The organism is Pseudomonas parafulva NBRC 16636 = DSM 17004, assembly GCF_000730645.1.
Taxonomy (GTDB): Bacteria; Pseudomonadota; Gammaproteobacteria; order Pseudomonadales; family Pseudomonadaceae; genus Aquipseudomonas; species Aquipseudomonas parafulva.
This window is the reverse complement of the sequence record NZ_BBIU01000016.1, coordinates 65,016-90,438: the sequence shown is the minus strand read 5'-3', so window position 1 is coordinate 90,438 and position 25,423 is coordinate 65,016. Positions and strand designations below refer to the sequence as shown.

The 25,423-nt window shown below is 62.8% G+C and carries 22 protein-coding genes, 1 other RNA gene and 1 pseudogene; 10 read left to right on the top strand and 14 right to left on the bottom strand.

What is annotated here, in order from left to right; genetic code table 11:
* Positions 1 to 19 precede the first annotated feature (19 nt).
* The gene (locus tag PPA02S_RS11910; protein WP_080667827.1) at positions 20 to 682 is read right to left on the bottom strand and encodes a nuclease-related domain-containing protein; all 663 of its coding nucleotides are present in this window, start codon (positions 680 to 682) and stop codon (positions 20 to 22) included.
* A 49-nt stretch (positions 683 to 731) separates the two neighbouring features.
* Entirely contained in the window at positions 732 to 2,585 is a 1,854-nt protein-coding gene (locus PPA02S_RS11905; protein ID WP_028632658.1) for a 3'-5' exonuclease, read from the bottom strand.
* Positions 2,586 to 2,759: 174 nt separating this feature from the next.
* Between PPA02S_RS11905 and PPA02S_RS11900 the strand changes: the two genes are divergently transcribed.
* Positions 2,760 to 4,361, top strand: coding sequence for an argininosuccinate lyase (locus tag PPA02S_RS11900; protein WP_028632657.1), 1,602 nt, complete (start codon positions 2,760 to 2,762; stop codon positions 4,359 to 4,361).
* A 154-nt stretch (positions 4,362 to 4,515) separates the two neighbouring features.
* On the opposite strand, the pseudogene PPA02S_RS23040 reads toward PPA02S_RS11900, so the two are convergent.
* From PPA02S_RS23040 to PPA02S_RS11880, 6 genes and pseudogenes are all read right to left on the bottom strand, one after another.
* Positions 4,516 to 4,614, bottom strand: a pseudogene (locus tag PPA02S_RS23040) (hypothetical protein); the annotation flags it as partial.
* A 121-nt stretch (positions 4,615 to 4,735) separates the two neighbouring features.
* Positions 4,736 to 5,127: a transfer-messenger RNA gene (gene ssrA, locus PPA02S_RS22660) on the bottom strand.
* Positions 5,128 to 5,225: 98 nt separating this feature from the next.
* Positions 5,226 to 5,513, bottom strand: a complete 288-nt coding sequence (locus PPA02S_RS11895; protein WP_028632656.1) for a PA2433 domain-containing protein — start codon at positions 5,511 to 5,513, stop codon at positions 5,226 to 5,228.
* Between the two features lie 144 nt (positions 5,514 to 5,657).
* Positions 5,658 to 6,026 carry an antibiotic biosynthesis monooxygenase family protein gene (locus PPA02S_RS11890; protein WP_028632655.1) on the bottom strand — a complete coding sequence of 123 codons (369 nt, stop codon included), beginning with the start codon at positions 6,024 to 6,026 and terminating at the stop codon, positions 5,658 to 5,660.
* A gap of 39 nt (positions 6,027 to 6,065) precedes the next feature.
* Positions 6,066 to 6,767: a glutamine amidotransferase gene (locus tag PPA02S_RS11885; RefSeq protein WP_028632654.1), complete on the bottom strand. Its 702-nt coding sequence runs from the start codon at positions 6,765 to 6,767 to the stop codon at positions 6,066 to 6,068.
* A gap of 36 nt (positions 6,768 to 6,803) precedes the next feature.
* Positions 6,804 to 7,361 (bottom strand): 2Fe-2S iron-sulfur cluster-binding protein, encoded by a 558-nt coding sequence (locus tag PPA02S_RS11880; RefSeq protein WP_080667826.1) that lies wholly within the window; start codon positions 7,359 to 7,361, stop codon positions 6,804 to 6,806.
* A 261-nt stretch (positions 7,362 to 7,622) separates the two neighbouring features.
* Here PPA02S_RS11880 and PPA02S_RS11875 point away from each other — a divergent pair, with 261 nt between their 5' ends.
* The gene (locus PPA02S_RS11875) at positions 7,623 to 8,921 is read left to right on the top strand and encodes a serine hydroxymethyltransferase (protein WP_028632653.1); all 1,299 of its coding nucleotides are present in this window, start codon (positions 7,623 to 7,625) and stop codon (positions 8,919 to 8,921) included.
* 9 nt (positions 8,922 to 8,930) lie between these two features.
* Here PPA02S_RS11875 and pdxR read toward each other — a convergent pair whose 3' ends face one another.
* Entirely contained in the window at positions 8,931 to 10,427 is a 1,497-nt protein-coding gene (gene pdxR, locus PPA02S_RS11870) for a MocR-like pyridoxine biosynthesis transcription factor PdxR (protein ID WP_028632652.1), read from the bottom strand.
* 117 nt (positions 10,428 to 10,544) lie between these two features.
* On the opposite strand from pdxR, the gene serC reads away from it, so the two are divergent.
* The 5 genes from serC (at position 10,545) to glyA (ending at position 16,338) form a co-directional block, all read left to right on the top strand.
* Positions 10,545 to 11,627: a 3-phosphoserine/phosphohydroxythreonine transaminase gene (gene serC, locus PPA02S_RS11865; protein ID WP_028632651.1), complete on the top strand. Its 1,083-nt coding sequence runs from the start codon at positions 10,545 to 10,547 to the stop codon at positions 11,625 to 11,627.
* A gap of 120 nt (positions 11,628 to 11,747) precedes the next feature.
* Positions 11,748 to 13,001 carry a benzoate/H(+) symporter BenE family transporter gene (locus PPA02S_RS11860; protein WP_028632650.1) on the top strand — a complete coding sequence of 418 codons (1,254 nt, stop codon included), beginning with the start codon at positions 11,748 to 11,750 and terminating at the stop codon, positions 12,999 to 13,001.
* On the top strand, positions 13,001 to 13,843 hold the full coding sequence (locus PPA02S_RS11855) for a YggS family pyridoxal phosphate-dependent enzyme (protein WP_028632649.1): 843 nt from the start codon (positions 13,001 to 13,003) through the stop codon (positions 13,841 to 13,843). Before PPA02S_RS11860 ends, PPA02S_RS11855 begins: the two co-directional genes overlap by 1 nt.
* Positions 13,844 to 13,867: 24 nt before the next feature.
* Positions 13,868 to 15,049, top strand: a complete 1,182-nt coding sequence (locus PPA02S_RS11850; protein WP_028632648.1) for an aspartate aminotransferase family protein — start codon at positions 13,868 to 13,870, stop codon at positions 15,047 to 15,049.
* A gap of 23 nt (positions 15,050 to 15,072) precedes the next feature.
* The gene (gene glyA / locus PPA02S_RS11845; RefSeq protein ID WP_028632647.1) at positions 15,073 to 16,338 is read left to right on the top strand and encodes a serine hydroxymethyltransferase; all 1,266 of its coding nucleotides are present in this window, start codon (positions 15,073 to 15,075) and stop codon (positions 16,336 to 16,338) included.
* A gap of 57 nt (positions 16,339 to 16,395) precedes the next feature.
* Here the strand turns inward: glyA and PPA02S_RS11840 are convergent, their stop codons facing one another.
* The 3 genes from PPA02S_RS11840 to PPA02S_RS11830 form a co-directional block, all read right to left on the bottom strand.
* Positions 16,396 to 19,200: an FAD-binding and (Fe-S)-binding domain-containing protein gene (locus PPA02S_RS11840; protein ID WP_028632646.1), complete on the bottom strand. Its 2,805-nt coding sequence runs from the start codon at positions 19,198 to 19,200 to the stop codon at positions 16,396 to 16,398.
* Between the two features lie 73 nt (positions 19,201 to 19,273).
* The gene (lldD, locus tag PPA02S_RS11835) at positions 19,274 to 20,419 is read right to left on the bottom strand and encodes an FMN-dependent L-lactate dehydrogenase LldD (protein ID WP_028632645.1); all 1,146 of its coding nucleotides are present in this window, start codon (positions 20,417 to 20,419) and stop codon (positions 19,274 to 19,276) included.
* Between the two features lie 62 nt (positions 20,420 to 20,481).
* Positions 20,482 to 22,152 (bottom strand): lactate permease LctP family transporter, encoded by a 1,671-nt coding sequence (locus PPA02S_RS11830; protein WP_028632644.1) that lies wholly within the window; start codon positions 22,150 to 22,152, stop codon positions 20,482 to 20,484.
* Between the two features lie 254 nt (positions 22,153 to 22,406).
* Between PPA02S_RS11830 and PPA02S_RS11825 the strand changes: the two genes are divergently transcribed.
* Positions 22,407 to 23,174, top strand: coding sequence for an FCD domain-containing protein (locus PPA02S_RS11825; RefSeq protein WP_028632643.1), 768 nt, complete (start codon positions 22,407 to 22,409; stop codon positions 23,172 to 23,174).
* A 51-nt stretch (positions 23,175 to 23,225) separates the two neighbouring features.
* On the opposite strand, the gene smpB is transcribed toward PPA02S_RS11825, so the two are convergent.
* Entirely contained in the window at positions 23,226 to 23,708 is a 483-nt protein-coding gene (smpB, locus tag PPA02S_RS11820; RefSeq protein WP_028632642.1) for an SsrA-binding protein SmpB, read from the bottom strand.
* A gap of 164 nt (positions 23,709 to 23,872) precedes the next feature.
* Here smpB and PPA02S_RS11815 point away from each other — a divergent pair, with 164 nt between their 5' ends.
* Entirely contained in the window at positions 23,873 to 24,307 is a 435-nt protein-coding gene (locus tag PPA02S_RS11815; protein WP_028632641.1) for a type II toxin-antitoxin system RatA family toxin, read from the top strand.
* A gap of 60 nt (positions 24,308 to 24,367) precedes the next feature.
* On the opposite strand, the gene PPA02S_RS11810 is transcribed toward PPA02S_RS11815, so the two are convergent.
* On the bottom strand, positions 24,368 to 24,895 hold the full coding sequence (locus tag PPA02S_RS11810; protein WP_028632640.1) for an outer membrane protein assembly factor BamE: 528 nt from the start codon (positions 24,893 to 24,895) through the stop codon (positions 24,368 to 24,370).
* Positions 24,896 to 24,992: 97 nt separating this feature from the next.
* Between PPA02S_RS11810 and fur the strand changes: the two genes are divergently transcribed.
* Positions 24,993 to 25,397: a ferric iron uptake transcriptional regulator gene (fur, locus tag PPA02S_RS11805; protein WP_028632639.1), complete on the top strand. Its 405-nt coding sequence runs from the start codon at positions 24,993 to 24,995 to the stop codon at positions 25,395 to 25,397.
* Positions 25,398 to 25,423: the final 26 nt, after the last annotated feature.

Below are 25,423 nucleotides of genomic sequence, written 5' to 3'. Positions count from 1 at the left end.
AGGCCGCTGCTGCAGACTATTAAGTTACGTCCTTGGCGCGAGGTGGATCGTTTCGCCGTTGGAGGTGTTGCACATGTTCACGGTGAGTGGCGAGGGTGGGTGCACGCCTACCGCTCTGCAGCGTCTGGAGCAAGGCATCAACCTCTTCCCCACTGAAAACGGGCACCTTAAAGGATTTGATATATCGGATGAAATCACTGCCACGGGTGACGTTCGCCGGCATTTCAGTCTTGAATGTGCTTTCTCCGACAAACGTGATGACTGAGTGAATATGCTGGAAAGGAATGGCCAGCATCGCTTCAAGTGCCTTGAGGTGTTTGTAGTTCTGCCGCAATGGGTTTTGAAATTTAAAGGTTTTTTTGTAGATTTTCTGCGTCCACTGCGGTTGCTGCGCTGTGCCGAAAATCCAGCCGCGCATGTTCTTTGTCTCAAGCACAAAAATGCCGTAAACCGAGACGAAGACGTGATCAATCTGCGTGGTGCCGTCGGGAGTACTCAGCGTGACGTTGTGCACACGGCGGTAGGTTTTTTCATCCAGTTGCAACCACGTAACGTAGCGCACAAATAACTCCCCAAGATAACCCTTGGCGGCTGGAGTTTTCACGATCAGCAACAGAATAAAGACCAAAGCCAGCCAGGCCAGGGTGGCCCAGTGCTGACTGAGAATTGCAGTGACGTCCATTTCAAAACCTTCTTACGGCCCCAGGTTGTTACGCCAGGGCGGGTGAGTGTCAGAGGTTGGCTTTTACCTGATTGATCGCCTCTTCAAGGCGTTCAGTAAAGCCGGAGTGGGTTTGATGGCTCATCACCAGCCGGTCCACGGCCCGCGTCATGGCCACATAAAGCAGCCGCATCTCGTCGACTTCGTCTTCACCTTGCGCCGGCATCTCGTGTAGGCGAGGAATCATCACAAAACCAAACTCCAGGCCCTTGCTGGAGTGCATGCTGACTACCTTTACCGAATCGTGCGCATAGAGCGTTTTGCGCTTTGAGACGCTTCGTGCAGTGGTAAAAGGAATGCCTGCGGATGTGAGCGCCTCTTCAATCCACGTGGCCTGTGCGTTATGTCGATAGATGATCGCCATGTCTTCCCAGGCCCTGCCGTTTTCATGCTCCGACTGCAACCGCCCGACCAGGCATTGGGCTTCCTGCATTAGCCCTGGCTGGTTGAGCAACTGTGGCATGTCACCTCGCCGCCCTGCGCTTTGAGGTGCCAGCACCGGGACCTGATCGTCTTCGGCATCGCGCGCGTTCAGCAACTCTTTGGAAAAAGCATGCGCCACGGACAGCACTTCCAGTGTATTGCGATAGTTAATGCGTAGCACGGTGGTGCGCCCAGAAGCCTTGATGCCCACACTGGCGAAGCTGAAGGCCATTTTTGAAGTGAGCTTTGCCTTGCCGCGATAGATGGCCTGTGCGTCGTCGTACAGCACCAGCAGGTCTTCGCGCTCGCGCTCAAGCTGATGGATGACCAGCTGGAACCACTCGGGTTTGAAGTCATGCCCTTCGTCAATCAGGATGGCGGCGTATTGCTCAGCAGCAAGCGTGCCGTTTTGCATATGGCGCAAGACGTCTTCTTCCAGTGCCTGTACGAACTTCGACCCTTTGAGGTCGGGGATTGGAAGTTGTGCCGTTGTCAGCAGTTTGTGGCACCAGGCGTGGAAGCTGATGGCAACCACCTTATCGTCTGCACGGTGTTGTTGCAGTACCTGATTCAGGCGCCCCGCCAGGGTTTTGTTGTAGCACAGCACCAGCACCGGCTTGCTGCATGACCGCGCGAGATACAGGCTGCGATAAACCAGCACCATGGTCTTGCCACTGCCTGCGACACCGTGGATGACCCGATGGCCATTCCCCATCGACCGAGCCAGCTGTTCCTGCTGCAGGTCCATCACTTTCATAAGGCTGGGCAGGGGCGCGTCCTGCTCGTTGAATAATCCGAACTGTGCGCGCGCCGGGTTCAGGCGTATTTCTGGAAACAGGTGATAGCGAACCCGGTCGATCTGTTCGTCGTGCAGGTGGACGGGGAACTGATGAACGAACATGGCGCAAACACGCTGCTGGAATTCTGCGCTGTCTGTAGTTTCATACATCTCGTCCTTGCAGATGACCCGCACGCTCTCCATGGCTGTGCCCAGGGCTTTGGTGTTGAATTCCTTGCGTGTGATCTCGGTGAGCACTACGCCCCAACTGTACGGCATCATCAGTTTGCCGGGTCTGTAGGCGTCGGGCCCTTGGGTAAGTGCAGGGTCTTTTTCAAGCGCTTGTACCGTTTCAAAGGCATTCTTGCGCGCTTGGGCCATAGGGTTGATGACGGTTTTCTCCTGGCCGTCATCAAGCTTTTTGACGTCGTTGACGGTTAATGAGATCAGTGAACTCAATTTCCAGTCTTTTACCTCAAGCACCAGCAGCCCCAGTTTCGGGTTCAACAGTACGAAGTCCGGTTGCAGCCCTTTGGGCCCCACGGGCACGTTGAACCAGCATAGCCAGTCATCAGAGAGTTTTTTTTCGAGGCGCTCGGCAAGCCGTTTTTCGCCTTGGGAATCGAAGCGGCATGCGCCGAATGAAGGGAAGAGGTGGGCCATATCCATATTGTCCATATCCTAAACGTCGCGCCACAGTAGGATTTAATCCCTTGAAGTGCAAACAGTGACGGTTCATCTCCATAGGCCACGATGCCCTTTGCGCCGGCAGTATTGCTTTCAAGCACCGGAGTTGGCCGTTAGCATCAGGCAATCTCCACCTTCAGCAGAGCCCTCATGAAAACAACAAGAACACTGCTTAGCGTCGCCATTGCCTGTGCATGGCTCTCCTTCCCGTCCGTCTACGCCGCCAACACGGCAGACGCCCCGTGCAAGACCACTGCCGAATGCGCCGAGCAGGCGCGCAAGATCGGGGCTTTTGTAGAAAAGGCTCCCCCGAAGGGGCGCAAGGGCGAAAGCCAGTTCGATTACCTCAACCGCATCAACAAGGCCTCGCTGGTAATGCTCAAAGAGGCCGGCATCGTCACCGCCGAGCAAGCTGCCTCCATAGCCGGTGGCGTGCGTTATGCCATCGAGCAAGGCGAGCAGCCCGATGGCAAGCGCCCAAGCGACGTCCTGCAACTGGAGCAGATCCTCACCGACAAGGTGGGCCCTGAGGCTTCGCTGATTCATTCCGGCCGCAGCCGCCAGGACATGTATGCCACCTACCGCCTGGCCTTACTGCGCACCCACATGCTCGCCTTCGGCGATGCCCTGAACGCCACGCGCCAGCGTTTGCTCAAGCTCGCTGCTGAGCACATCGATACCCTGGTGCCGGCTTATACCAATGGCGTGCAAGCCATGCCGATCAGCTACGCCCACTACCTGCTGGCCTACGAGGCGTCGTTCGAACGCGATGCGCAGCGCCTGCATGAGTTGTACGCACGGCTGAACCTGAGCCCCTTGGGCACTGCGGTGCTGGCCAACTCCGGTTACCCGATCAACCGTGAGCGGCTGGCAGCGCTGCTGGGCTTTGACGGTGTGCGGGAGAACTCGCTGGACGCCAGCCAGGTGTCCACCTATGACATTCCGTTGGAAGCCTCTGGTCTGGTGTCATCCTCGGCGATTCGTATCGGCGCGTTCATTGGCGATATCCACACCCAGTATCACCAGACCCGGCCGTGGATCTTGCTGGATGAGGCCTCGACCTACACCAGCAGTGCCATGCCGCAAAAGCGCAACCCCGGCCTCCTGATGCGCACCCGGGAGGCGGCGTCCGATGTGGTCGGGCTGGCCAATGCCACCACCGTGCGCGCGCACAACGTCACCACCGGCATGACCGATTACAAGGCCGCGTTTGACGACCTGGGGCTGTTCACCTCCAGCGGCGAAATGTTCAAGCGCCTGGACCAGGTGCTGGATGCGCTGAAAATCAATGCAGCCCGGGCTGAAGAGGAGCTGGATGCTGACTGGACCACCTCGATGGAGTTGGCCGACACTCTGGAGCGCAAGCACCATGTGCCGTTCCGCATCGGCCACAGCTTTGCTTCGCTGATCGTCGAGAAGGCCCGTGCCGACGGCACGCTGCCCAAGAACTTTGCCTACGCGGACGCGCAGGCGCTGTATACCCAGGCGGCGGACAAACACCAGTGGAAGGACAACACACTGCCCCTGAGCGAAGCGGATTTCCGCGCCAGCCTGTCGCCCCGCGCGATGGTGCAGAGCCGTAAAGGCACCGGCGGCCCGCAGCCGGAGGAAGTGCGGCGTATGCTGGCTGAGGCCAGGCAGCGCTTGCAGGATGACCAAGCGTGGATGCAGCAGCGGCGGCAGAAGCTGGCGGATGCCGGGCAGGTGCTTGATAAGGCATTTGCGGGGTTGATGGGCAGGAGCGACCGATAGCACCGTCGGCGTTTGGTCATAGATCGCCGGGGGCGCTCCGCACCCCATCGCGAGCTGCGCTAGCTCCTACGGTGGCAGCCCTGCAACCGCCTCCGTAGGAGCGACCGCAGGTCGCGATGGGCTGCAACGCAGCCCCAACGCTATCAGCGTTCGATCACGGATTACCGGGAGCGCGCTGCATCATGCCCAATTCAGCATCATCCAGCAGCGCCTTGCCCAGCGCGCAGAGATAATGCGCTGCCCAGATCAGCTTGGCGGAGTATCTTTGGGAAACGGCCTACACGAAAGGGCCAAAATCTGATTTTTCTGCTTCGGCAAGCCCAATCGCCAGGCACAAAAAAAGACGCCCGAGGGCGTCTTCTTTTTTTGGAATTTGGTGGAGCCGGGGGGATTTGAACCCCCGTCCGCCAGTACTCCGCTGTCGGTACTACATGCTTAGCCGTGTCTATTGAGTTAATCCGCAGCCGCCCGACGGGCAGGGTGCTTTGGACGAGTTGGGTAAGTTTTAGTCGCTTTGCCCCCAACGTGCTACACGACGATCCTGTTCTGTATGACAATCACTTCGGGTTTACAGGCATCCCCTGATGATTGCTGGAGCCGAAGCTACCAGGAGAGCGGGCTCAGCTGCTTACGCAGCGAGAGCGTAGCCCTCGTAGTTTTCGTCATTGGCAACTATAGAAAGTTGCAACAGTGGATTTACGAGTTCTGTTACCAACTCGGCATGCACCTAGAGTTTCGCTACCGGCGTCGAATCCTAATCGGCCCCACACTAGCTCTAGCTAACGTACCTTACGGCACGTGGAATCGAGTATACGGCATTGCGCGGGCGCCGTCGACCACCAGACCGGTCACCCGCACGGTGCATCAGGCGCCGCCGCTGCTCGAGCCGCTGCCTTTGTCGGTTTTGTTCAGGCGTTCAACCACTTTACTGGTGATCTCGATGCATTTCTTGGTATTACCGGAAGCCTGGGCTTGCTTGGCTTCGTCGACACGCTCGGTGACGGCCTTGTCCAGGCCTTCAGAGGTGGCGCCGGCGGTTGCCATGCTGTCATTGATCTTTTGCAGGTTGATGGCGCACAGGTCTTCTGCGAAGACTGGCGAGGCCAGCAGGGTAGCGGCCGCGAACAGGGCCGAAAGCGCGGTACCTTTCATGGGAGTCTCCTCTGTGGCCTCTGGTAGGTGGGCCTGTAAAAGTGGACTGTGGCCATTCGCCAACAGTTCAATCCTGTTGGCGGGGTGCTTGAGTGGCCAAAGGAAGCGACCGTCCTACCTGCACGCTCCTTACCCACCAGCCATTCAAACCACCGGGCAGGCCGAGGCACGTTCGCCGTCGACGACGACGTTGTAGGGTGCCTGCTCGCGATCGCGCAGGCCGTAATCGCGGATCACCGACGTGACGCGCACGCGGTAGTCGTCGAAGATCTTGTCGCGGCCGGCGCGTTGGGCCGACAGGTGGGCGGTGACGTTGCGCCATTGCACCACGGCTTCTTCATCGCGCCAGGTGGTCACCGACATCACCTTCTTGGGGTTCAGTGTGCTCTGGAAGCACTCCACCGAAATAAAACCTTCCATAGGCTGCAGCAACGGGGTGAGCTTGTTGACCAGGTCTACGTAGGTTTCACCCTGGCCTGGCAATGCCTGCAATTCGAACAGTACGACGATCATCTTCAGCGCCTCATCCTTGACGGTTTTTTGTAATGGGTTTCAGCGGGTAGGCAGGTTGCTCAGCCACGCCTGCATCACGCGGCCTGCAGCAAGGCTCAGGCGGCCTTCCAGGCCCTTCGCGGCCGCGCGCAGCGCAACCGGGTCGATGCCGGCCTGGCCCAGCTCACTGGCGTGCCCCACCAGCCACTGGTCGATGCGGGTGGTATCGGCCTCCAGGTGGAACTGCAGGCCCAGAATGGTATTGCCCACGGCAAACGCCTGGTGTGCGCCAACCGGGGTGCTGGCCAGCAACTGCGCGCCTTCGGGCACGTCGAACTGGTCACCATGCCAGTGCAGCACGGGGGTGCCCTGCAGGGCGGCGAGGGGAGAATCCTGGCCGGCTGCAGTCAGGGTCAACGGCGAGAAACCGATTTCCTTGACGCCCATGGGGTACACCTTGGCGTGCATGGCGCGGGCGATCAACTGCGCACCCAGGCAGATGCCGAGCATGGGCTTGCCGCACTCGATGCGCTGGCGTACCAGTCTCAGCTCGTCATGCAGGAACGGGTAGAGCTGTTCGTCGTAGGCCCCGATAGGGCCGCCGAGCACGATCAGCAGGTCGGCCTTCACTATCTGCTCGCCGTCGAGGGTATCGACGGTTGGGTCCAGATAGGTGAGGGCGTAGCCTGCGTCGGCCAGCACCGTATCCAGGGTGCCAACGTCTTCGAAATGGATGTGGCGCAGTGCAATTGCAGTCTTCATGGAAAATCCTGTGGTTGAGGGAGCGGCGGTTGCAGTCTAGGCCGAGGCGTTGAGGTCGACCTTGAGGGTGCCGGACGTGGGGAAGGTGCAGCAGGCCAGCGCCCAGCCTTCATCCTTGTCCTTGTCGGTCAGGCAGAAATCGGGCTCCAGGGTGTATTCCCCTTCCGACACCTTCAGCCGGCAATGGCCGCAGATGCCCGCCCGGCAGACGCTGCGCACCTCGATGCCGCTGGTCTCCAGCATCTCCAGCAAGCTTTTGCCGGCAGGCGGCTCCAGCACCTGGCCGGTGTGCTTCAGGTGAAGGCGCAGGGTGTCGTTGGCCTCGCTACCCGGTGTAGCCGCCACGGGTGCTACCGGTGCGCTGAACGATTCGATCAGCAGCCGGCTGGCAGGCAGCTCGGCTTGCAGGTGCTCACGCATCCCCAGGGCAAAGCCATGGCTGCCACAGATCACCACGCTGTCTGGGTTACCCAGCCGCTTCAGGTCGTTGGCTTGTGGGCGGCCTGCGCTGAAGTGGCCTTTGCCAGTGATGGCTTCGCGGGTGACGAAGTGAGCAGCGGCGACTTGAGGTAATAACCCGATACGAAGCGTCATGGCGAAACCTGTGTGGTAAGCAGGGCAAAATCGGCGCAGAGCTTAAAGAGGCAACGGTCTTGCGCGGTAGTCCATTACTGCGACCCAAACCAGACCACTTGAGCTGGCCGCATGGCGCCCGCGCCAGCCCCTGGCTAGACGTGTGGCAGCAGTACCCTCGGCGGTGGTCTGCAACACCGGCCCGAACTGGTAGGGGCGCAGGCACCCTAAGCCGCTAGGGTAGGGCGGCGAGTTTTTGGGCGTTTTACACAAGGAGTGAGCATGCCGCGTTTCGCTTATCGGGAGGGCTTGGCACTGCCCGGCGTCAGTGGTGCTGCGCTGCCCCAGGTGGACGGTGAAGTCTGGCAGGCCATTGATGCCGAGCGTCAGCGCCAGTTGCATTCCATCGAGCTGATCGCCGCCGAGAACGTGGTCAGCCGCGCGGTGCTGGAGGCCCAGGGTTCGGTGCTCACCAACAAGTATGCCGAGGGTTACCCCGGGCGGCGCTACTACGCCAGTTGCGGCAATGCCGACGCCATTGAAACCCTGGCCATCAAGCGGGCCAGGCTGTTGTTCGATTGCGCCCACGCCAACCTGCAACCCCATTCGGGCAGCCAGGCCAACCAGGCTGTATTCCTGGCATTGCTGGCGCCGGAAGACAAGATACTGGGCCTGGACCTCAAGGCCGGCGGCCATTTGTCCCACGGCGCCGCATTCAATGTTTCCGGGCGCTGGTTCAATGCCATCAGCTACGGGGTGAGCCCGGTTACCCACAGGGTCGACATGGATGAAGTGGAGCAGATTGCCCGGGAGCACTGCCCGCGCCTGATCATCGCGGGCGCCGCGGCGTATTCACGGGCGCTGGACTTTGCGCGGTTTCGCGCCATTGCCGACGACGTGGGGGCGTACCTGATGGCCGACATCGCCCACGTGGCCGGGCTGGTTGCCGGTGGCGCCTACCCGTCGCCTGTGCCCCATGCCCATGTGACCACCCTGAGCACCCACGCCACCTTGCGCGGGCCCCGTGGCGGCATGATTCTGTGCAGCGATCAGGCCCTGGCGCGCAAGATCGATGCAGCGGTGTTCCCGGGTTTGCAGGGGGCGGCCCAGATGCATACAGTGGCGGCCAAGGCGGTGGCGCTGGGCGAGGCGTTGCAGCCGGGCTTCGGCCCCTATGCCCATGCCGTGGTGGCCAATGCCCAGGCCCTGTGCGGGCGCCTGGCCGAGGGCGGGCTTTTGGTGGTGTCAGGCGGCACGGATACCCACCTGGGGGTGGTCGACCTGCGGCCGTGGGGCCTGGCGGGCAACGTGGCCGAGGCTGCGCTGGAGGCCATCGGCATTACCGTGAACCGCAACGTGGTGCCCGGCGATGCCGGCACGCCCAGGGTTACCTCCGGCATTCGCCTGGGCAGCGCTGCGTGCACGTCACGCGGCATGGGCGTTGACGAGTTTCGCGAAATCGGCGACATGATCCTGGCCATGCTGGGCGGCGTGCGCAGTGGCTCGCTGGACATCCGCACCGAACACGCCATTCGTGAAGGCATCGGCGACCTGACACGGCGCTTCAGGTTGCCCTACTGAGCACGCCAGTCAGATTTTCAGGGCGTTGGCCAGGCGCAACATGGCGGCTTCGATCTCGTAGGCGGTCAGTGAGGAATAGCCCAGCAGCCAGCCCTGCTGCTTCGGCTCGCCCACGTACAGGCCGCTGAGGCCGGACAGCTGAACACCGGCAGTGGCGGCCTGGCGGATGGTCTTTTCCTCGGACCAGCCGGCCTTGAGCAGGCAGGGGATCTGCAGCCCGCCTGGCGGCAGCTCGGCTGTGACCACTGCACTGAGGTACTTGCCGATGGCGTCGAACATGATCGACCGACGCCCGGCATACAGCTTGCGCATGGCCCGCACATGGGCGTTGTAATGGCCGTCCTCCATGAAGCGCGCCAAGGTCAGCTGCAGTGTCTGCGGGGTGTGGCCGTCCATCATGCTGCGTGCGTAGGCAAAGGGTTTGACCAGCTCGTTGGGCAGCACCATGTAGCCCATGCGCAGGCCGGGGTAGAGGGTCTTGCTGAAGGTGCCGATGTAAAGCGTGCGCTGGTACTTGTCCAGGCCCTGCACGCAGGCTGTGGGTTGCCCGTCGTAGTGGAACTCGCTGTCGTAGTCATCTTCGATGATCCACTTGCCTTTCTGCGCCGCCCAGTTGATCAGCTCAAGGCGCCGCTCCAGCGGCAACGTCGCGCCGGTGGGGTACTGGTGCGAAGGTGTGACGTACACGCAACTGGCACCGCTGCGGTCGTCGTGCAGCAGGTCGGTGCGGATACCCCGTTCGTCCACGTCGATGGGCAGCACCCTGGTTTCGGCAATCTGGAACGCCTTGCGTGCGCCATAGTAGCCGGGGTTTTCCAGCAGGATCGGCTTGCCAGCGTCCACCAGCAACTGTGCGCACAGGTACAACGCCTGGCGGGTGCTGCTGAGCACCAGCACCTGGTCGGGCGAGCACTTGGCGCCGCGCTCAAGGTTCAGGTAGGTGGCAATGGCCTTGCGCAGGGGCTCGGCCCCTTGAGGGTCGCCGTGCAGCAGCACGCTGGCGCGGTAGTCCTTGACCACCTGGCGTTGCAAGCGCTCCCACACGTCGGTGGGAAAGCTGCGGGTTTCTGGCAGGCCGGTGGCAAAGGCCTTGATCACTTGCTGGTCACGCACGCCACCGGTGTCGAGGATCATCCGCCCGCGCTGGCTGAGGCCTGCGCCGTGGTCGGTGACGCTGCGCCGAACCTCCTGCGCCTTCAGGCGGCGTGGGTTGGCACCGCGCAGTTCCATGCCCAAGGTGTCGCAGACGTAGCTGCCAGCGCCTTCACGGCGCACCACGAAGCCGTCCCGGTGCAGCTGTACGTAGGCGTTTTCGACGGTGTCGCGGGCACAGCCCAGGGATTTGGACAGCACGCGTGTAGACGGCAGCTTCAAGCCTGGGCTGAGGGCCCCGTCCAGAATCAGCGCACGCAAGGCCCGCTGGATGCGTTGATGCAGGTCCAGCAGCTGAAACTCGGCGTCGTTCAGCCGCATCTTCAGCGTTTCCAGCTCGAAGGTCTTTGCCATGTGGTCTGCTCTATATCCTTGAACTGGCCGGTAGTGGCAGGCCAGTCTACCCGTAGACTCTGGCCCTCGCCACTCCAGGCCCGGCCTGGTCACCGCTTGCACAGGAGCCCCTTCGACATGGCACGATCACACAACTTCAGTGCAGGGCCCACGGCCGTGCCGCTGGAAGTGCTCACCCAGGCGCACGACGAGTTTTTCGACTTTGCCGGCACCGGCATGTCGGTGATGGAAATCAGCCACCGCTCGCCGCTGTTCACTGCCGTGGCAGAAGAGGCCGAGCAGGACCTGCGCGAACTGCTCGAGGTGCCGGCCGCCTACCGCGTGCTGTTCCTGCAGGGCGGCGCCTCGCTGCAATTTGCGCAGGTGCCGATGAACCTGGCAGGTGAAAGGGGCACGGCAGACTACGTGCACACCGGCCTGTGGTCGGGCAAGGCCATCGAGGCGGCGCAGCGCTACTGCGACGTGCGCGTGGTTGCCAGTGCCAAGGCCAGCGGCTTCGACCACATTCCCCAGCCCGCACACTGGCAGCTCAATGCCAACGCCGCCTACCTGCACTACACCGAAAACGAGACCGTGCATGGCGTGCAGTTCAGCGACCCGCCGGCGAGCGCCGCGCCGCTGGTGTGCGATGCCTGTTCCAGCCTGCTGTCCAAGCCCATCGACATCGCCAGGCACGGGCTGGTGTATGCCGCAGCCCAGAAGAACATGGGGGTGGCCGGGCTGACAGTGGTGATCGTTGACCCGGCGCTGCTGCAGCGTGCCCATGCGTTTACCCCGGACATTCTCAACTATGCGCGTATCAGCGATGCGCGCTCGATGCTCAATACCCCGGCCACCTACCCGTGGTACCTCACCGGCCTGACCCTCAAGTGGATCAAGCGCAGCGGCGGCTTGCACGCCCTGCATCAGCGCAACCAGACCAAGGCGAGCATGCTGTACAGCGTGATCGATGCCAGTGAAGGGTTCTACCGCAACCCGGTGCAGGTGCCGTATCGCTCCATCAACAACGTGCCGTTCCGCCTGGCCGACCCGGTGCTGGAGGCGGCCTTTCTGCGCCAGGCCGAGGAGGCCGGCCTGCATGGCCTCAAAGGCCACGCCAGCGTGGGTGGCCTGCGCGCCAGCCTGTACAACGCCGTGTCGGTGGACGCGGTGGCTGCCTTGTGCGCGTTCATGCAGGCGTTTGCACGCCGTCAGGGTTGATGCACGCAAAAAGTGGTCTGGTCTGCCGCTTTGAAGTGTAGGGGTAAAGCCTGCCAATCAATGGCTATAAATAACCGCCCAGCGTGGCCGGATACATCGTCTAGCAAGGAGCCAAGACCTATGTCATCTACTCAACCTCTCTCGTCCCTGCGCCTGCGGGACCTGCTGCACCCGGTCGTCGCCGGGCTCATCTCGGTGATCGTCAATTATGGGGGCACCTTCATCTTGGTCTTCCAGGCCGCTAAGGTAGCCGGGCTAAGCCCCGAGCTGACGGCATCGTGGGTGTGGTCGGTGTCGATCGGGGTGGGGGTGACCGGGCTGTTCCTCAGCTGGGTGAGCCGTGAGCCGATCATCACCGCCTGGTCGACCCCCGCAGCAGCCTTTCTGATCGTTGCCCTGGCGACCACGCCTTATGCGCAGGCGGTGGGGGCGTACATGATTTCGGCAGCCGCGTTCGTGGTGCTGGGTGTATCGGGTTACTTCGAAAAGGCCGTGCGGTTGATCCCCCCGGGAGTAGCGGCTGGCTTGCTGGGTGGCATCCTGCTGCAGTTCGGTATCGGTGCGTTTGCCAGCATGAGCGTCGACCCGGTACTGGTCGGTGTGCTGATCGGCGCCTACATCGTGTTCAAACGCTTCAGTGCGCGCTATGCGGTGGTCGGCATCCTGGTGTTGGGGCTTGTGTTCCTGGTGATGCAGGCGCGGGTGGATTTTTCTGGCCTGGCACTGGAGTTTGCGACGCCGGTGTTCACCCGGCCCGAGTTTTCGCTCAATGCGCTGTTGAGCGTGGCGTTGCCGCTGTTCCTGATCACCCTCACCGGGCAGTACATGCCGGGCATGCTGGTGTTGCGCAATGATGGGTTCAACACCAGTGCCAACCCGATCCTTGGCGTGACGGGGCTGGGCTCGCTGCTGATGGCGCCGTTCGGCTCGCACGCGTTCAATATCGCAGCCATCACGGCGGCCATCTGCACGGGCAAGGAAGCCTCCGAGGACCCGTCCAAGCGTTGGATCGCAGGGGTAGCCGCCGGCATCTTCTACATTCTGGTGGGTATTTTCGGTGTCACGCTGGCAGCGGTGTTCATGGCGTTCCCGGCCACCTTCATCACCACCCTGGCGGGGCTGGCACTGCTGGGCACCATCGGCGGGAGCCTGGCCAATGCCATGGCCGATGTGAAAGCCCGCGAAGCGTCCCTGATCACCTTTCTGGCCTGCGCGGCCAACATCACCCTGCTCGGGATTGGCGGCGCCTTCTGGGGCCTGGTGATCGGCCTGGTGGCCTACGCCGTGCTCAACGGCAAGCTGCCACGGCGGGGCAAAACCCCTGTCGCCCAGCCAGAGCACGTTGCAGTCCCCAGCAAAGGAGCAACCCATTGATGACCCCGTACGCCGAAGACCTCACGACCCTGCATGGGCGCCACGGCCGTTACCCACAGGCCAACAGCGTGGAAGACTTCCGCCGCAACCTGGCAGCGGTGCAGCAACGCATTGCCCAAGCGTGCCAGCGGGTTGGCCGCGACCCCGCCAGCGTGCGCTTGTTGCCGGTCAGCAAGACCTTCGATGAAGCCCACCTGCGCCTGGCATATGCCGCTGGCTGCCGGCTGCTGGGCGAAAACAAGGTGCAGGAGGCGCAGCGCAAGTGGGAAGCCATGGCCGACCTGCAAGACCTGCAATGGTCGGTGATTGGCCATCTGCAGACCAACAAGGCCAAGCAGGTGGCGCGTTTTGCCAGCGAGTTCCAGGCTCTGGACAGCCTGCGCGTGGCCGAGGCGCTGGACCGTCGCCTGCGTATCGAAGGCCGGGAAATGGACGTGTTCGTGCAGGTGAACACCTCGGGTGAGGCCAGCAAGTACGGCCTGGTACCGGGCGACGTGGCAGCGTTTTTACAGGCGCTGCCCGCCTTCCCCACCTTGCGGGTGCGCGGCCTGATGACCCTGGCGCTGTTTTCTGCCGAAGTTACCCGCGTGCGGCCCTGCTTCGTGCGTCTGCGGGAGTTGCGCGACCGGCTGCTGTCAAGCGCCCCGGCAGGTGTGTCGCTGCAGGAGCTGTCGATGGGCATGTCAGGGGACTTCGAAGTCGCCATCGAGGAGGGCGCGACGGTGGTCCGGGTTGGCCAGGCGATCTTCGGCGCGCGCGCCATGCCCGATGCGTATTACTGGCCGACCGCCGATGCACGCCCGCTTGTAGATGACACGGTAGCGGCCACCGCCAGCCATTGATCCCCCTGTTAAGGAAAACCCGCAATGTCCGCTGCACTTGCTTACCTCATGAATACCTCTGCCCGGCAGCCGGTTGCCTTCAGCCGTGGCCAGGGCGCCTTGTTGTGGGACTCGGAGGGCGTGGAATACCTGGATGCCATCGCCGGTGTGGCGGTGACCAGCCTGGGGCATGCCAACCCGGAAATCGCGGCGGCCATCGCCGAGCAGGCCGGCGTGCTGCTGCACACCACCAACATGTTCCGCATTCCGTGGCAGGAACAGCTGGGCGAGCGGTTGTGCCGGCTCTCGGGCATGCAGCGGGCCTTCTTCTGCAACTCTGGCGCGGAAGCCAACGAAGCGGCGCTGAAGCTGGCGCGCCTGCACGGCAACGCCCGCCAAGTGGCGCAACCCCAGGTGCTGGTGATGGAAAACAGTTTTCACGGGCGTACCCTGGCCACGCTGGCCGCCACCGGTAACCCGGCTGTGCAGCGTGGCTTCGAGCCCTTGATGCCGGGCTTCATCCGTGTGCCTTACGACGACATCGACGCCGTGCGCCAGGTAGCGGCGCAGTCGCCCAATGTGGTGGCGGTACTGGTCGAGCCGGTGCAGGGTGAAGGGGGCGTGCACGCGGCCTCCTTGGGCTACCTGCAGGCCCTGCGCCAGGTGTGTGACGAGCACGACTGGCTGATGATGATCGATGAAGTGCAGACCGGCCTGGGCCGCACCGGCACCTGGTTTGGCTTCCAGCACGCGGGTATCGAGCCAGACGTCATCACCCTGGCCAAGGCCTTGGGCAACGGCTTCCCCATTGGCGCCTGCCTGGCACGTGGCAAGGCGGCGGAGTTGTTCTCGCCGGGCCACCACGCCTCCACCTTCGGGGGCAACCCGCTGGCATGCCGGGTGGGCTGCACCGTGCTCGACATCATGCAGCGCGACCACCTGCCGCAACGTGCCGCCGCTTCGGGCCGGCGCCTGCTGGCCGCGTTGAAGCTGGCCCTGGGCAGCCACCCCCAGGTGGTGTCCATTCGTGGGTTGGGCCTGATGGTCGGGATCGAACTCGACCACCCCTGTGCCGACCTGGTCAACAAAGCCCGTGACGAGCAACGCATGCTGATCACCGTGACGCGGGGCAACACCGTGCGCCTGTTGCCGCCCCTGATCTGCGACGACGCACAGATCGACGATATCGCCGCGCGCATGGCGCGCTTGTTGTCCCCTCAAGCCTGAATACCCGTAAAGGACCTACGCACATGTACGACGCTTCGCTTACCCTCAACGCGTTCGACCCCGAACTGAACAAAGCCATTCACAATGAAGTGCATCGCCAGGAAGACCATATCGAGCTGATCGCCTCGGAAAACTACGCCAGCCCCCTGGTGATGCAGATCCAGAGCACGGTGCTGACCAACAAGTACGCCGAAGGCTACCCCGGCAAGCGCTACTACAGCGGTTGCGAATACGTCGATGTGGCCGAGCAACTGGCCATCGACCGGGTCAAGGCCCTGTTCAAGTGTGATTACGCCAACGTGCAACCCCACGCTGGCGCCCAGGCCAATGCGGCGGTGTTCCTGGCGTTGATCAGCCCGGGTGACACGGTGATGGGCATGAACCTGGCCCAGGGCGGCCACCTTACCCACGGCAACCCGGCCAACTTTTCCGGCCGCCACTACAACATCGTGCCCTACGGCCTGGACCCTGAAACCGGGCTGCTGGACTACGACGAGATGGAGCGCATCGCACTGCGCACCCGCCCCAAGATGCTGATCGGCGGTTTCTCGGCCTATTCGCGTTACAAGGACTGGGCGCGCATGCGCACCATCGCTGACAAGGTCGGGGCGATTTTCTGGGTGGACATGGCCCACGTTGCCGGCCTGGTGGCTGCCGGTGAATACCCGGACCCGCTGCCCCATGCCCACGTGGTCACCAGCACCACCCACAAGACCCTGCGCGGGCCACGGGGTGGCTTGATCCTGTCCAAAGGCCAGGATGAAGCCTTCCACAAAAAGCTCGACTCTGCGGTGTTCCCGGGCGTCCAGGGCGGCCCCCTGATGCACCAGATCGCCGCCAAGGCGGTGGCATTCAAAGAGGCACTGTCGCCTGAGTTCAGCACCTACCAGGCCAAGGTGGTGACCAATGCGCGCGCCATGGCCAAGGTGCTGCAGGCGCGGGGGTACAAGATTGTGTCGGGCGGCACCGATAACCACATGATGCTGATCGACCTGTCTGCCAAGCCCTACACCGGCAAGGAAGCCGATGCGGCCCTGAGCAGTGCCTATATCACTGCCAACAAGAACTCGGTACCCAACGACCCGCGCTCGCCGTTCGTGACCTCCGGTTTGCGTATCGGCACCCCGGCGGTGACTACCCGTGGTTTCGACGTCGAGGCTTGCGAGCAGGTGGCTGGCTGGTTGTGCGATGTGCTGGATGCCTTGGAGAGCGGCCGCAGTGAAGAGGTGGGCCACCATGTGCGTGAACAGGTGGTTGCCTTGTGCCGTCGTCACCCGGTGTATGGCTGAACCGGCTGCCGGCGAGGGGCCGCCAGGCGGCCCCACAATCCCTGCTCTGCACAGGCCCTACCGCGCCTGAGTCACCCGGTCCACCAGATAAACCAGGCTGTGGTAATCGATGCCGCTGTGGGTCGATAGCCCGATCTCGCAGGTGCGGCTGGTGGAAATGCCTTCACCGCAATACTGCACGGCGTCCTTGAGGCTGCGCAGGGAGTGGGCATTGAGTTCAGGTGTGGTGAAGCCCTTGTCGCCGGCAAAACCACAGCAATGAATGCCTTCTGGTATCACCACCTGTTTGCTGCAAAGCCGGGCCAGGTCGATCAGTGCCTGGCTCTCGCCCAAGTGCTGGGTACTGCAGGTGACATGCACGGCCACGGGCGCGTCCTGGGGGGTGAACGCCAGGCGGTCTACCAGGTGCGTGCGGATGAAGCGCACCGGGTCGTACAGGTCCAGGCGTGATTCCCCCAGGTCCTGCACCAGGCGCAAGGTGCAGGGGCTGGTGTCGCAGTAGATCGGGTCCAGGCCGCCACGGCTGGCGTGCAGCAGGGCGTTGATCAATTCCTGGCGCTTGTGTTCGGCCTGTTCCGGGTAGCCTTTGGACGCAAACGGCTGGCCGCAGCACAGGCTGTCGGCATTGTCGGGGAACACCACCTGGTAGCCGGCCTTTTCCAGCAGGGCGCGGGTCTTGTCCAGCAGCGGGGTTTGCTCCTGGTCGGCGAAGGCCGGGCCCATCACCCGTGAAACACACGCGGCCAGGTACACCACCCGTGGGCGGGCGTCGTTGCTGGCCGGGCCCAGGCTGAACGCGCGCAAGGGCTGCGGCATGGCCGGGGTCCATTGCGGCAAACGGCCCTGGCTGGCTTTGCTCAGCGAAGCGCTCAGGCGGCGCAGGCGGGGGGCGCCCAGCAGCTTGCGCGCAGTGTTGGCGGCAAGCAGGGTAAGGCGGGCGCCGCTCAGGGCAGTGTGAAAATGCTCGGCCAGCCAGTCGGCGGCCTTGCGGTGGTCTGCGGCCTGGCTGCGCAGTTTCTTCACCAGCTCACCGGTGTTGATGCCCACCGGGCAGCGCTGGGCGCACAGGCCGGTGGCCGCGCAGGTGTCGATGCCCTGGTACTGGAAGGTTTCGCGCAGTTGGCGGGTATCCAGCCCTGCGCGTTGCCTGGCCTGGATGTCCCGCCACATCACGATGCGCTGGCGCGGGCTGAGGGTCAGGCCTTTGGAGGGGCACACCGGCTCGCAGAAGCCACACTCGATGCACTTGTCGACGATCGGGTCGGCGGCAGGTAGCGGCTTGAGGTTTTTCAGGTGGATGCTTGGGTCTTCACTCAGCACCACGTCGGGGTTGAGGATGCCGTTTGGGTCCAGCAGGCGCTTGAGCTGCCACATCAGCTGGTAGGCGTCCTGGCCCCATTCCAGCTCGACGAAGGGCGCCATGTTGCGGCCAGTGCCGTGCTCGGCCTTGAGCGAGCCGCCAAACTCCACCGCCACCAGTTGCGCCACGTCGTCCATGAACGCCTGGTAGCGGGCCACTTCTTCGGCACTGTTGAAGCCCTGGGTGAAGACGAAGTGCAGGTTGCCTTCCAGGGCATGGCCAAAAATGATCGCTTCGTCGTAACAGTGCTTGTCGAACAGCTGGATCAGCCGGTTAACGCCTTCTGCGAGCTGCTCGACGGGGAACGTCACGTCTTCGATGATCACGGTAGTGCCGGTCTGGCGCACGGCGCCGACGGCGGGGAAGGTGTCCTTGCGGATTTTCCACAGCTGGTTGTACACCGCCGGGTCTTCACTGAAGTTCACCTGCTGCTCCAGGGGGAACTCGGCGATCGAAGCCATCACCTGCTGCAGTTGTTCATGCAGCAGGCTCTGGCTGGCGGCACGGGACTCGATCAGCAGGGCGCAGGCGTTGGCTGACAGGCCCTTTACCCACAGCGGCATGCCAGGCATGCCCTGCACCGAGCGCAGGCTGCGGCGGTCGAGCAACTCCACGGCCGATACTGGCTGGCGCTTGAGAATAGGCACAGCGCGGCAGCAGCTCTCGACACTGGGGAACACCAGCAGGGCGCTGGCTTTGTGCGGGTGGTCGGGCACGGTGTCGTAGGTGACCGCACTGATGAAGCCCAAGGTGCCTTCAGACCCCACCAGCAGGTGCTGCAGGATGTCCAGCGGCTGGTCGTAATCCACCAGTGCATTGAGTGACAGGCCGGTGGTGTTCTTCAGCCGGTATTTGTGGCGGATGCGCTCGGCCAGCGCTGTGTTGGCGCGGGTTTCCCGGCCCAGGCGGGCGAGTGCCTCCAGCAGCGGTGCGTGGCTTTGCTCGAAGGCAGCGATGCTGGCGGGGTCTTCGCTGTCCAGGCGCGTGCCGTCGGCCAGCACCAGGCGCAGGCCGGCCAGGGTGTGGTAGGTGTTCTGAGCCGTGCCGCAGCACATGCCACTGGCGTTGTTGGCGACGATGCCGCCGATCTTGCAGGCATTGATCGAAGCCGGGTCGGGGCCGATCTTGCGGCCGAACGGCGCCAGCCAGGCATTAGCCTGGGCACCGATTACACCGGGCTGCAGGCGGATCTGCTCGCCGTGGCCACGGATTTCGCGGCCATTCCAGTTGTCGCCCAGCACGATCAGCACCGAGTCGCTGATGGCCTGGCCCGACAGGCTGGTGCCGGCGGCGCGGAAGGTGACCGGCACGCGGTCGCGCTGGGCCAACCGCATGAGGCCCACCACTTCGTCCTCGGACTCCACCCGTACCACCAGTTTGGGGATCAGGCGGTAGAAGCTGGCATCGGTGCCGAAGGCCAGGGTGGCGGTGGGGTCGTCGAAACGGCGCTCGGCCGGTATCAGGCGCTCGGCATCTCGCAGAAACGCAGCGGGCAGGCTCATGCAGTCTCCTCGCGGGGCCGCGGCATCGGGTGCGCCGCGTGCCCCGGTATTCAGGCGGTGTGTCGGCAGGCGCTCAGGCGCCCAGTTCGCGCACCAGCGAGTCGCGGGTGATCTCGCTGATGGACTTGGTACCGGTCAGCACCATGGCGACGCGCATTTCCTTCTCGAACAGCTCCAGCAGGTTCTTCACCCCGGCCTGGCCGTGCACGGCCAGTGCATAAAGGAAGGCGCGGCCGATCAGCACGGTGTCGGCGCCCAGGGCGATCATGCGCACCACGTCCAGGCCACTGCGGATGCCCGAATCGGCCAGGATCTTCAGGTCACCTTTCACGGCGTCGGCGATGGCCGGCAGCGCACGGGCGCTGGACAGCACGCCATCAAGCTGGCGGCCGCCGTGGTTGGAGACCACGATGCCATCGGCACCGAACTTGACTGCGTCGCGCGCATCGTCGGCGTCCAGGATGCCCTTGATGATCATCGGGCCGTCCCAGAATTCGCGGATCCATTCCAGGTCACGCCAGGAAATGGACGGGTCGAAGTTGTTGGCCAGCCAGCCGATGTAGTCGGCCAGACCTGTTGGGTTGCCACGGTAGGCAGAGATGTTGCCCAGGTCGTGCGGGCGGCCCATCACGCCGACGTCCCATGCCCATTCGGGGTGGGTCATGGCTTGCAGCACGCGGCGCAGCGGGCCGTTTCTGCCGCTCATGCCCGAATGGGCATCGCGGTAGCGGGCGCCGGGGGTGGGCATGTCGACGGTGAACACCAAGGTGCGCACGCCAGCGGCCTTGGCACGCTCCAGGGCGTTGCGCATGAAGCCACGGTCCTTGAGTACATACAGCTGGAACCACATGGGCCGGTCGATGGCCGGGGCCACTTCTTCGATCGGGCACACCGACACCGTGGACATCGTGAACGGAATGCCGTGGGCCGCTGCGGCGCGGGCAGCCTGCACTTCGCCACGGCGAGCGTACATGCCGGTGAGCCCGACCGGGGCCAAGGCCACGGGCATGCTCAGGGTTTCACCGAACAGCTCGGTTTGCAGGCTGAGTTCGGACATGTTCTTCAGCACGCGTTGACGCAAAGCAATGCTGGCCAGGTCCGAAACGTTGTGGCGCAGGGTGTGCTCGGCGTAGGCGCCGCCGTCGGCATAGTGGAACAGAAACGGCGGCAGCTTGCGTTGCGCGGCGGCGCGGTAGTCGGTAGAGGCAGAAATGATCATGGGCTCTCGCAGCGTGGCTTGTGAGGTTTGCCGGGCGCACCAGGCGCCCGGCCCCTTTCACTTTAGTGATGAACCAGCATGCCGGTCAGCCAGTAGGCCTGCACCAGGGTGATCAGGCCGACGATAGTGGCGAAGAACAGGCTGTGCTTGACGGTGAAGCGGAACAGGTCGGACTCCTTGCCTACCAGGCCGGTGGCGGCGCAGGCCACGGCGATGGACTGTGGCGAGATCATCTTGCCGGTCACGCCGCCGCTGGTGTTGGCGGCCACCAGCAGCGTGTCGTTGACCCCGATCTGGTGCGCGGTGGTGGCCTGCAGCGAGCTGAACAGGGCATTGGACGAGGTGTCCGAGCCGGTCAGGAAGACGCCCAGCCAGCCCAGGAACGGCGAGAAGAACGGGAACGCTGCGCCAGTACCGGCCAGTACCAGGGCCATGGTCGACGACATGCCCGAATAGTTGGTGACGAAGGCGAAGGCCAGCACCATGCCGATGGACAGGATCGGCCAGCGCAGCTCCCACAAGGTTTCCTTGAAAGTGGTAAGACCAGTTCTCAGGTTGATCTTCAATACCGCCATGGAGATCAGCGCAGACAGGAAGATCGCCGTGCCGGTGGCCGAAATCGGGTCGAGCTTGAACACCGCTGGCATGGGCGTGGCGGCTGCCACGATGGGCGCGGTCTTGATCACCAGCTGGTCAAGGTGCGGGATGGCGAAGTTGAATACGAAGTTGTACATCGCGCCGCCCGGTGCGAACGCCGCCTTGAACGGCTTCAGGGTCCAGATCGTGACCAGCACGGTAAGGATCAGGAACGGCGACCAGGCCTTGAAGATTTCGCCCAGGCTGTAAGGGCTTGGCTGGCTGCCGGTGGACTGCACCACGGCAGCGCCAACGCTGCCATCTGCCTGGACCATTGCGCGTTTGGGTTGCCATACCTTCAGGAACAGGGTCAGGGCGATCAGGCTGGCCAGGGCCGAGGTGATGTCCGGCAGTTCGGGGCCAATGAAGTTGGAGGTGAAGTACTGGGTAACGGCGAAGCTCAGGCCGGCCACCAGGGCGGCAGGCCAGGTTTCCTTGACGCCGCGCAGGCCATCCATCATGAACACCAGCCAGAACGGTACGAACAGCGACAGCAGTGGCAGTTGGCGGCCGGTCATGGCGCCGATATGGAAGGCGTCGATGCCGGTGACCTGCCCGGCCACGATAATCGGGATACCCAGGGCGCCGAACGCTACGGGTGCGGTGTTGGCGATCAGGCACAGGCCGGCGGCGTACAGCGGGTTGAAACCCAGGCCCACCAGCAGGGCGGCCGTGATGGCCACCGGTGCGCCGAAGCCCGCCGCGCCCTCGAGAAAGGCCCCGAAGCAGAAGCCGATCAGCAGCACCTGCAGGCGCTGGTCGTCGGTGATCGACAGCACCGAGCTGCGGATCACTTCGAACTGGCCGCTCTTGACCGTGAGTTTGTACAGGAACACCGCGGCAACGATGATCCAGGCAATCGGCCAGAGGCCGTAGAGGAAGCCATAGCCCGCAGCAGCCAGGGCCATGTCGACGGGCATGTGGAAGGCGAAGATCGCCACCAGGATCGACAGTGCGAGTGTGATGCTGCCGGCCACGTGGCCTTTGAGGCGGAAAACGGCCAGGGCAAGGAAGAAGAATACGATCGGGATGACCGCCGCCAGTGCGGACAAGCCAAGACTGCCCAGCGGGCTGTAGATTTGTTGCCAGGTTTGCATATGGGGTGGCCCCTAATTGTTGTTGGTTTTGCACTGGCCTTGGTTAATTGGTAATACCAATTTACAACGGCTGGTCGCTAGGTTAAAAGCGTGCTCAGGGGTGTGTCAATTTGTCCGATGCAAAACTTTGGTCGAGTGCCGATGAGCGGGCTGTTGATCCGGCGCAGAAAACCGCTGTTGGTGGGTGTTTGCCCGGTGTGGATCGGCGAGAATAGGGGCCCCGGATTTCTGCCGGGGTTTGTGGAGAGCATGTGATGGTTTTTGATCAGGTCCGCCAGCGGCGCCTGTCCGACGACATCGTCGATCGGTTGGAAGGGATGATTCTGGAAGGTACGCTGACCTCGGGGCAGCGGTTGCCAGCCGAGCGCGCCCTGGCCGAGCAGTTCGGTGTATCGCGCCCGTCACTGCGTGAAGCGATCCAGAAGCTGGTGGCCAAAGGGCTGCTGATCAGCCGGCAGGGCGGTGGTAACTACGTGGCCGAAACCTTGGGGTCTACCTTCAGCGACCCGCTGCTGCAGTTGCTTGAACACAGCCCTGAAGCCCAGCGCGACCTGCTGGAGTTCCGGCATACGCTGGAAGCGTCATGCGCCTACTATGCGGCCCAGCGCGCCACCGAGCCTGACCGTGAGCGGCTGAAGGCGGCGTTCGATGTGCTGCAGGATTGCTACACGCGGGTGGGTGAAGTCACCCGCGCCGAGGAGGGCGCAGCCGATGCGCGCTTTCACCTGGCCATTGCCGAGGCCAGCCATAACGCGGTGCTGCTGCACACCATCCGTGGGCTGTTCGATTTGCTCAAGCGCAATGTGGTCACCAATATCGGCGGCATGTACCAGCAACGTAGCGAAACCCGCGACATGCTGATCAGTCAGCACCGCGAGTTGTACCGGGCGATTGTCGAAGGCAGGGCGGACGATGCGCGTGAGGTGTCCAGCCGGCACATTCTGTATGTGCAGGAAGTGCTGGAAGAGGCGCATCAGGAAGCCCAGCGGGTGGCCAGGGCCGAGCGGCGCAGTGGGCGCTAGGCCACGCTGCGGCTCGTGCATTCGCGGTTACCCGCGAATGGGCGGGTAGGGCTAGTCTTCCTTGCCCTTGTTCCGCACGGCGCGCTGCAGCTCGCGGTTGGAATCACGTTCGCGCACCGTATCGCGCTTGTCGTATTCCTTCTTGCCCTTGCCCAGTGCGATTTCGCACTTGATCAGGTGCTTGCTCCAGTACAGCGCCAGCGCCACGCAGGTGTAACCCTTTTGCGCCACGGCGGCTTCGACGCGCTCCAGTTCTCGCTTGTTGAGCAGCAGCTTGCGCGAGCGAATAGGGTCGGCAATGACGTGGGTGCTGGCGGTGGTCAGCGGGGTGATGTGGCTGCCGAACAGCCAGGCTTCACCGTCCTTGAGCAGCACGTAGCTGTCGGTCAGGTGTGCCTTGCCGGCCCGCAGGCTTTTTACTTCCCAGCCGGACAGGACCAGCCCGGCCTCGAACTTGTGTTCGATGAAGTAATCGTGTCGCGCTTTCTTGTTTTGCGCGATGGTCCCGGTCGGATGTTTTTTTTGCTTAGCCATAGGGGCCGCATTATAGGCAAGTCCGTGGGTGATCCGCCATGGGATTTCAGTGTGCTTGAGCCACTGGAATGAATACCGGACAATGCAAACACTGTCATAGGTACAGAACCTGTTTTCGGCATGCTGCTCAAGCACCGCCACCCAGCCTTGGAAGTGACGCCTGGATGACTACCCATATTCAACGCTCCGCCCTGCTGCCATACCCCGCCCAGGCGCTGTACGACCTGGTAAACGATGTGGCCAGCTACCCGGAATTCCTGCCTTGGTGTTCCGATTCGACGGTGCTCGAAGCCAGCGAAACCCACATGCGTGCCAAGCTCGAAGTGGCCAAGGGTGGTATCAGCCAGCACTTTGTCACGCGCAATGTGCTGGTGCCTGGGCAGTCCATCGAGATGAACCTGGAGGAGGGGCCGTTCACCCAGTTGCATGGTGTGTGGGTGTTCAAGGCCTTGGGCGAAAAAGCCTGCAAGATCAGCCTGGACCTGTCGTTCGACTATGCAGGGCCGATCGTGCGCGCCACGTTGGGCCCGTTGTTCAATCAGGCCGCCAACACCTTGGTGGACGCGTTTTGCCAGCGGGCCAAGCAGTTGTACGGCTGACGGTTCGTCAGGCATTAAAAAGCCCGGACAGTGTCCGGGCTTTTTTGTGGCTGCGAGCCCTTAGCGGGTTTCGAGCGGGGCCGGGGTCGGCACTGGCGTGGTTTCGATGGTATCGATTTCGCGCTGGATGGACTCTTCGACCGAGCCTGGCTTGGCCGGGGTTTCTGCAGGCTGGGTGGCCGGCTGCTGACCTTGTTCGCCAGGGCTGACAGTGGTGTTGCTGCTGCCCCCGAGAATTTCCTGGTCGCGGCTGACACCTGGCATGAAGTCGCCGGACAGGTTGACCAATTGGTCGTTCTCGTTGAAGAACACGCTCATGCGTTCCTGCTGGCGTTGACCGCCACCGGGCTGAAGGCTGTAGAGGTAATCCCACCGGTTGGTGTGGAAGGTATCCTGGATCAGGGGGTTGCCCATGATAAACCGCACTTGCCGTCGGGTCATTCCCGGACGCAATTGGTCTATCATGTCCTGCGTGACGACATTGCCCTGCTGGATGTCGATTTTGTAAACCCCGGGAAACGAGCAACCGGCGAGTGCGAGCAGTCCCACGAAGGTGAGGCTGGTTAGCAAGAGCTTGGTGTTTTGCATCGGTGGGCGACTTCCACTATCTTGGCTGGACAACGTAAACCCCGATCATACCCGTATTAAGAGAAGCTGCGAAGCAGCATCGGCGAGAAAGCTGACCATGGTTGAAAATAGCGAATTGCGCAAAGCCGGTCTCAAGGTGACCCTGCCTCGAGTCAAGATCCTCCAGATGCTCGACTCTGCCGAGCAGCGCCACATGAGTGCCGAGGACGTATACAAGGCCCTGATGGAAGCGGGCGAAGACGTAGGCCTTGCCACTGTCTACCGTGTTCTGACCCAGTTCGAAGCAGCAGGTCTGGTGGTTCGCCACAACTTCGACGGCGGTCATGCGGTGTTTGAACTGGCAGATGGCGGTCACCACGACCATATGGTCAACGTGGAGACCAGCGAGGTCATCGAGTTCATGGATGCCGAAATCGAGAAGCGCCAGCGTGAAATCGTTGCCGAGCATGGTTACGAGCTGGTGGACCACAATCTGGTCCTGTATGTGCGTAAGAAAAAGTAACGATTCTTAGCGTGCAGACGACAAAG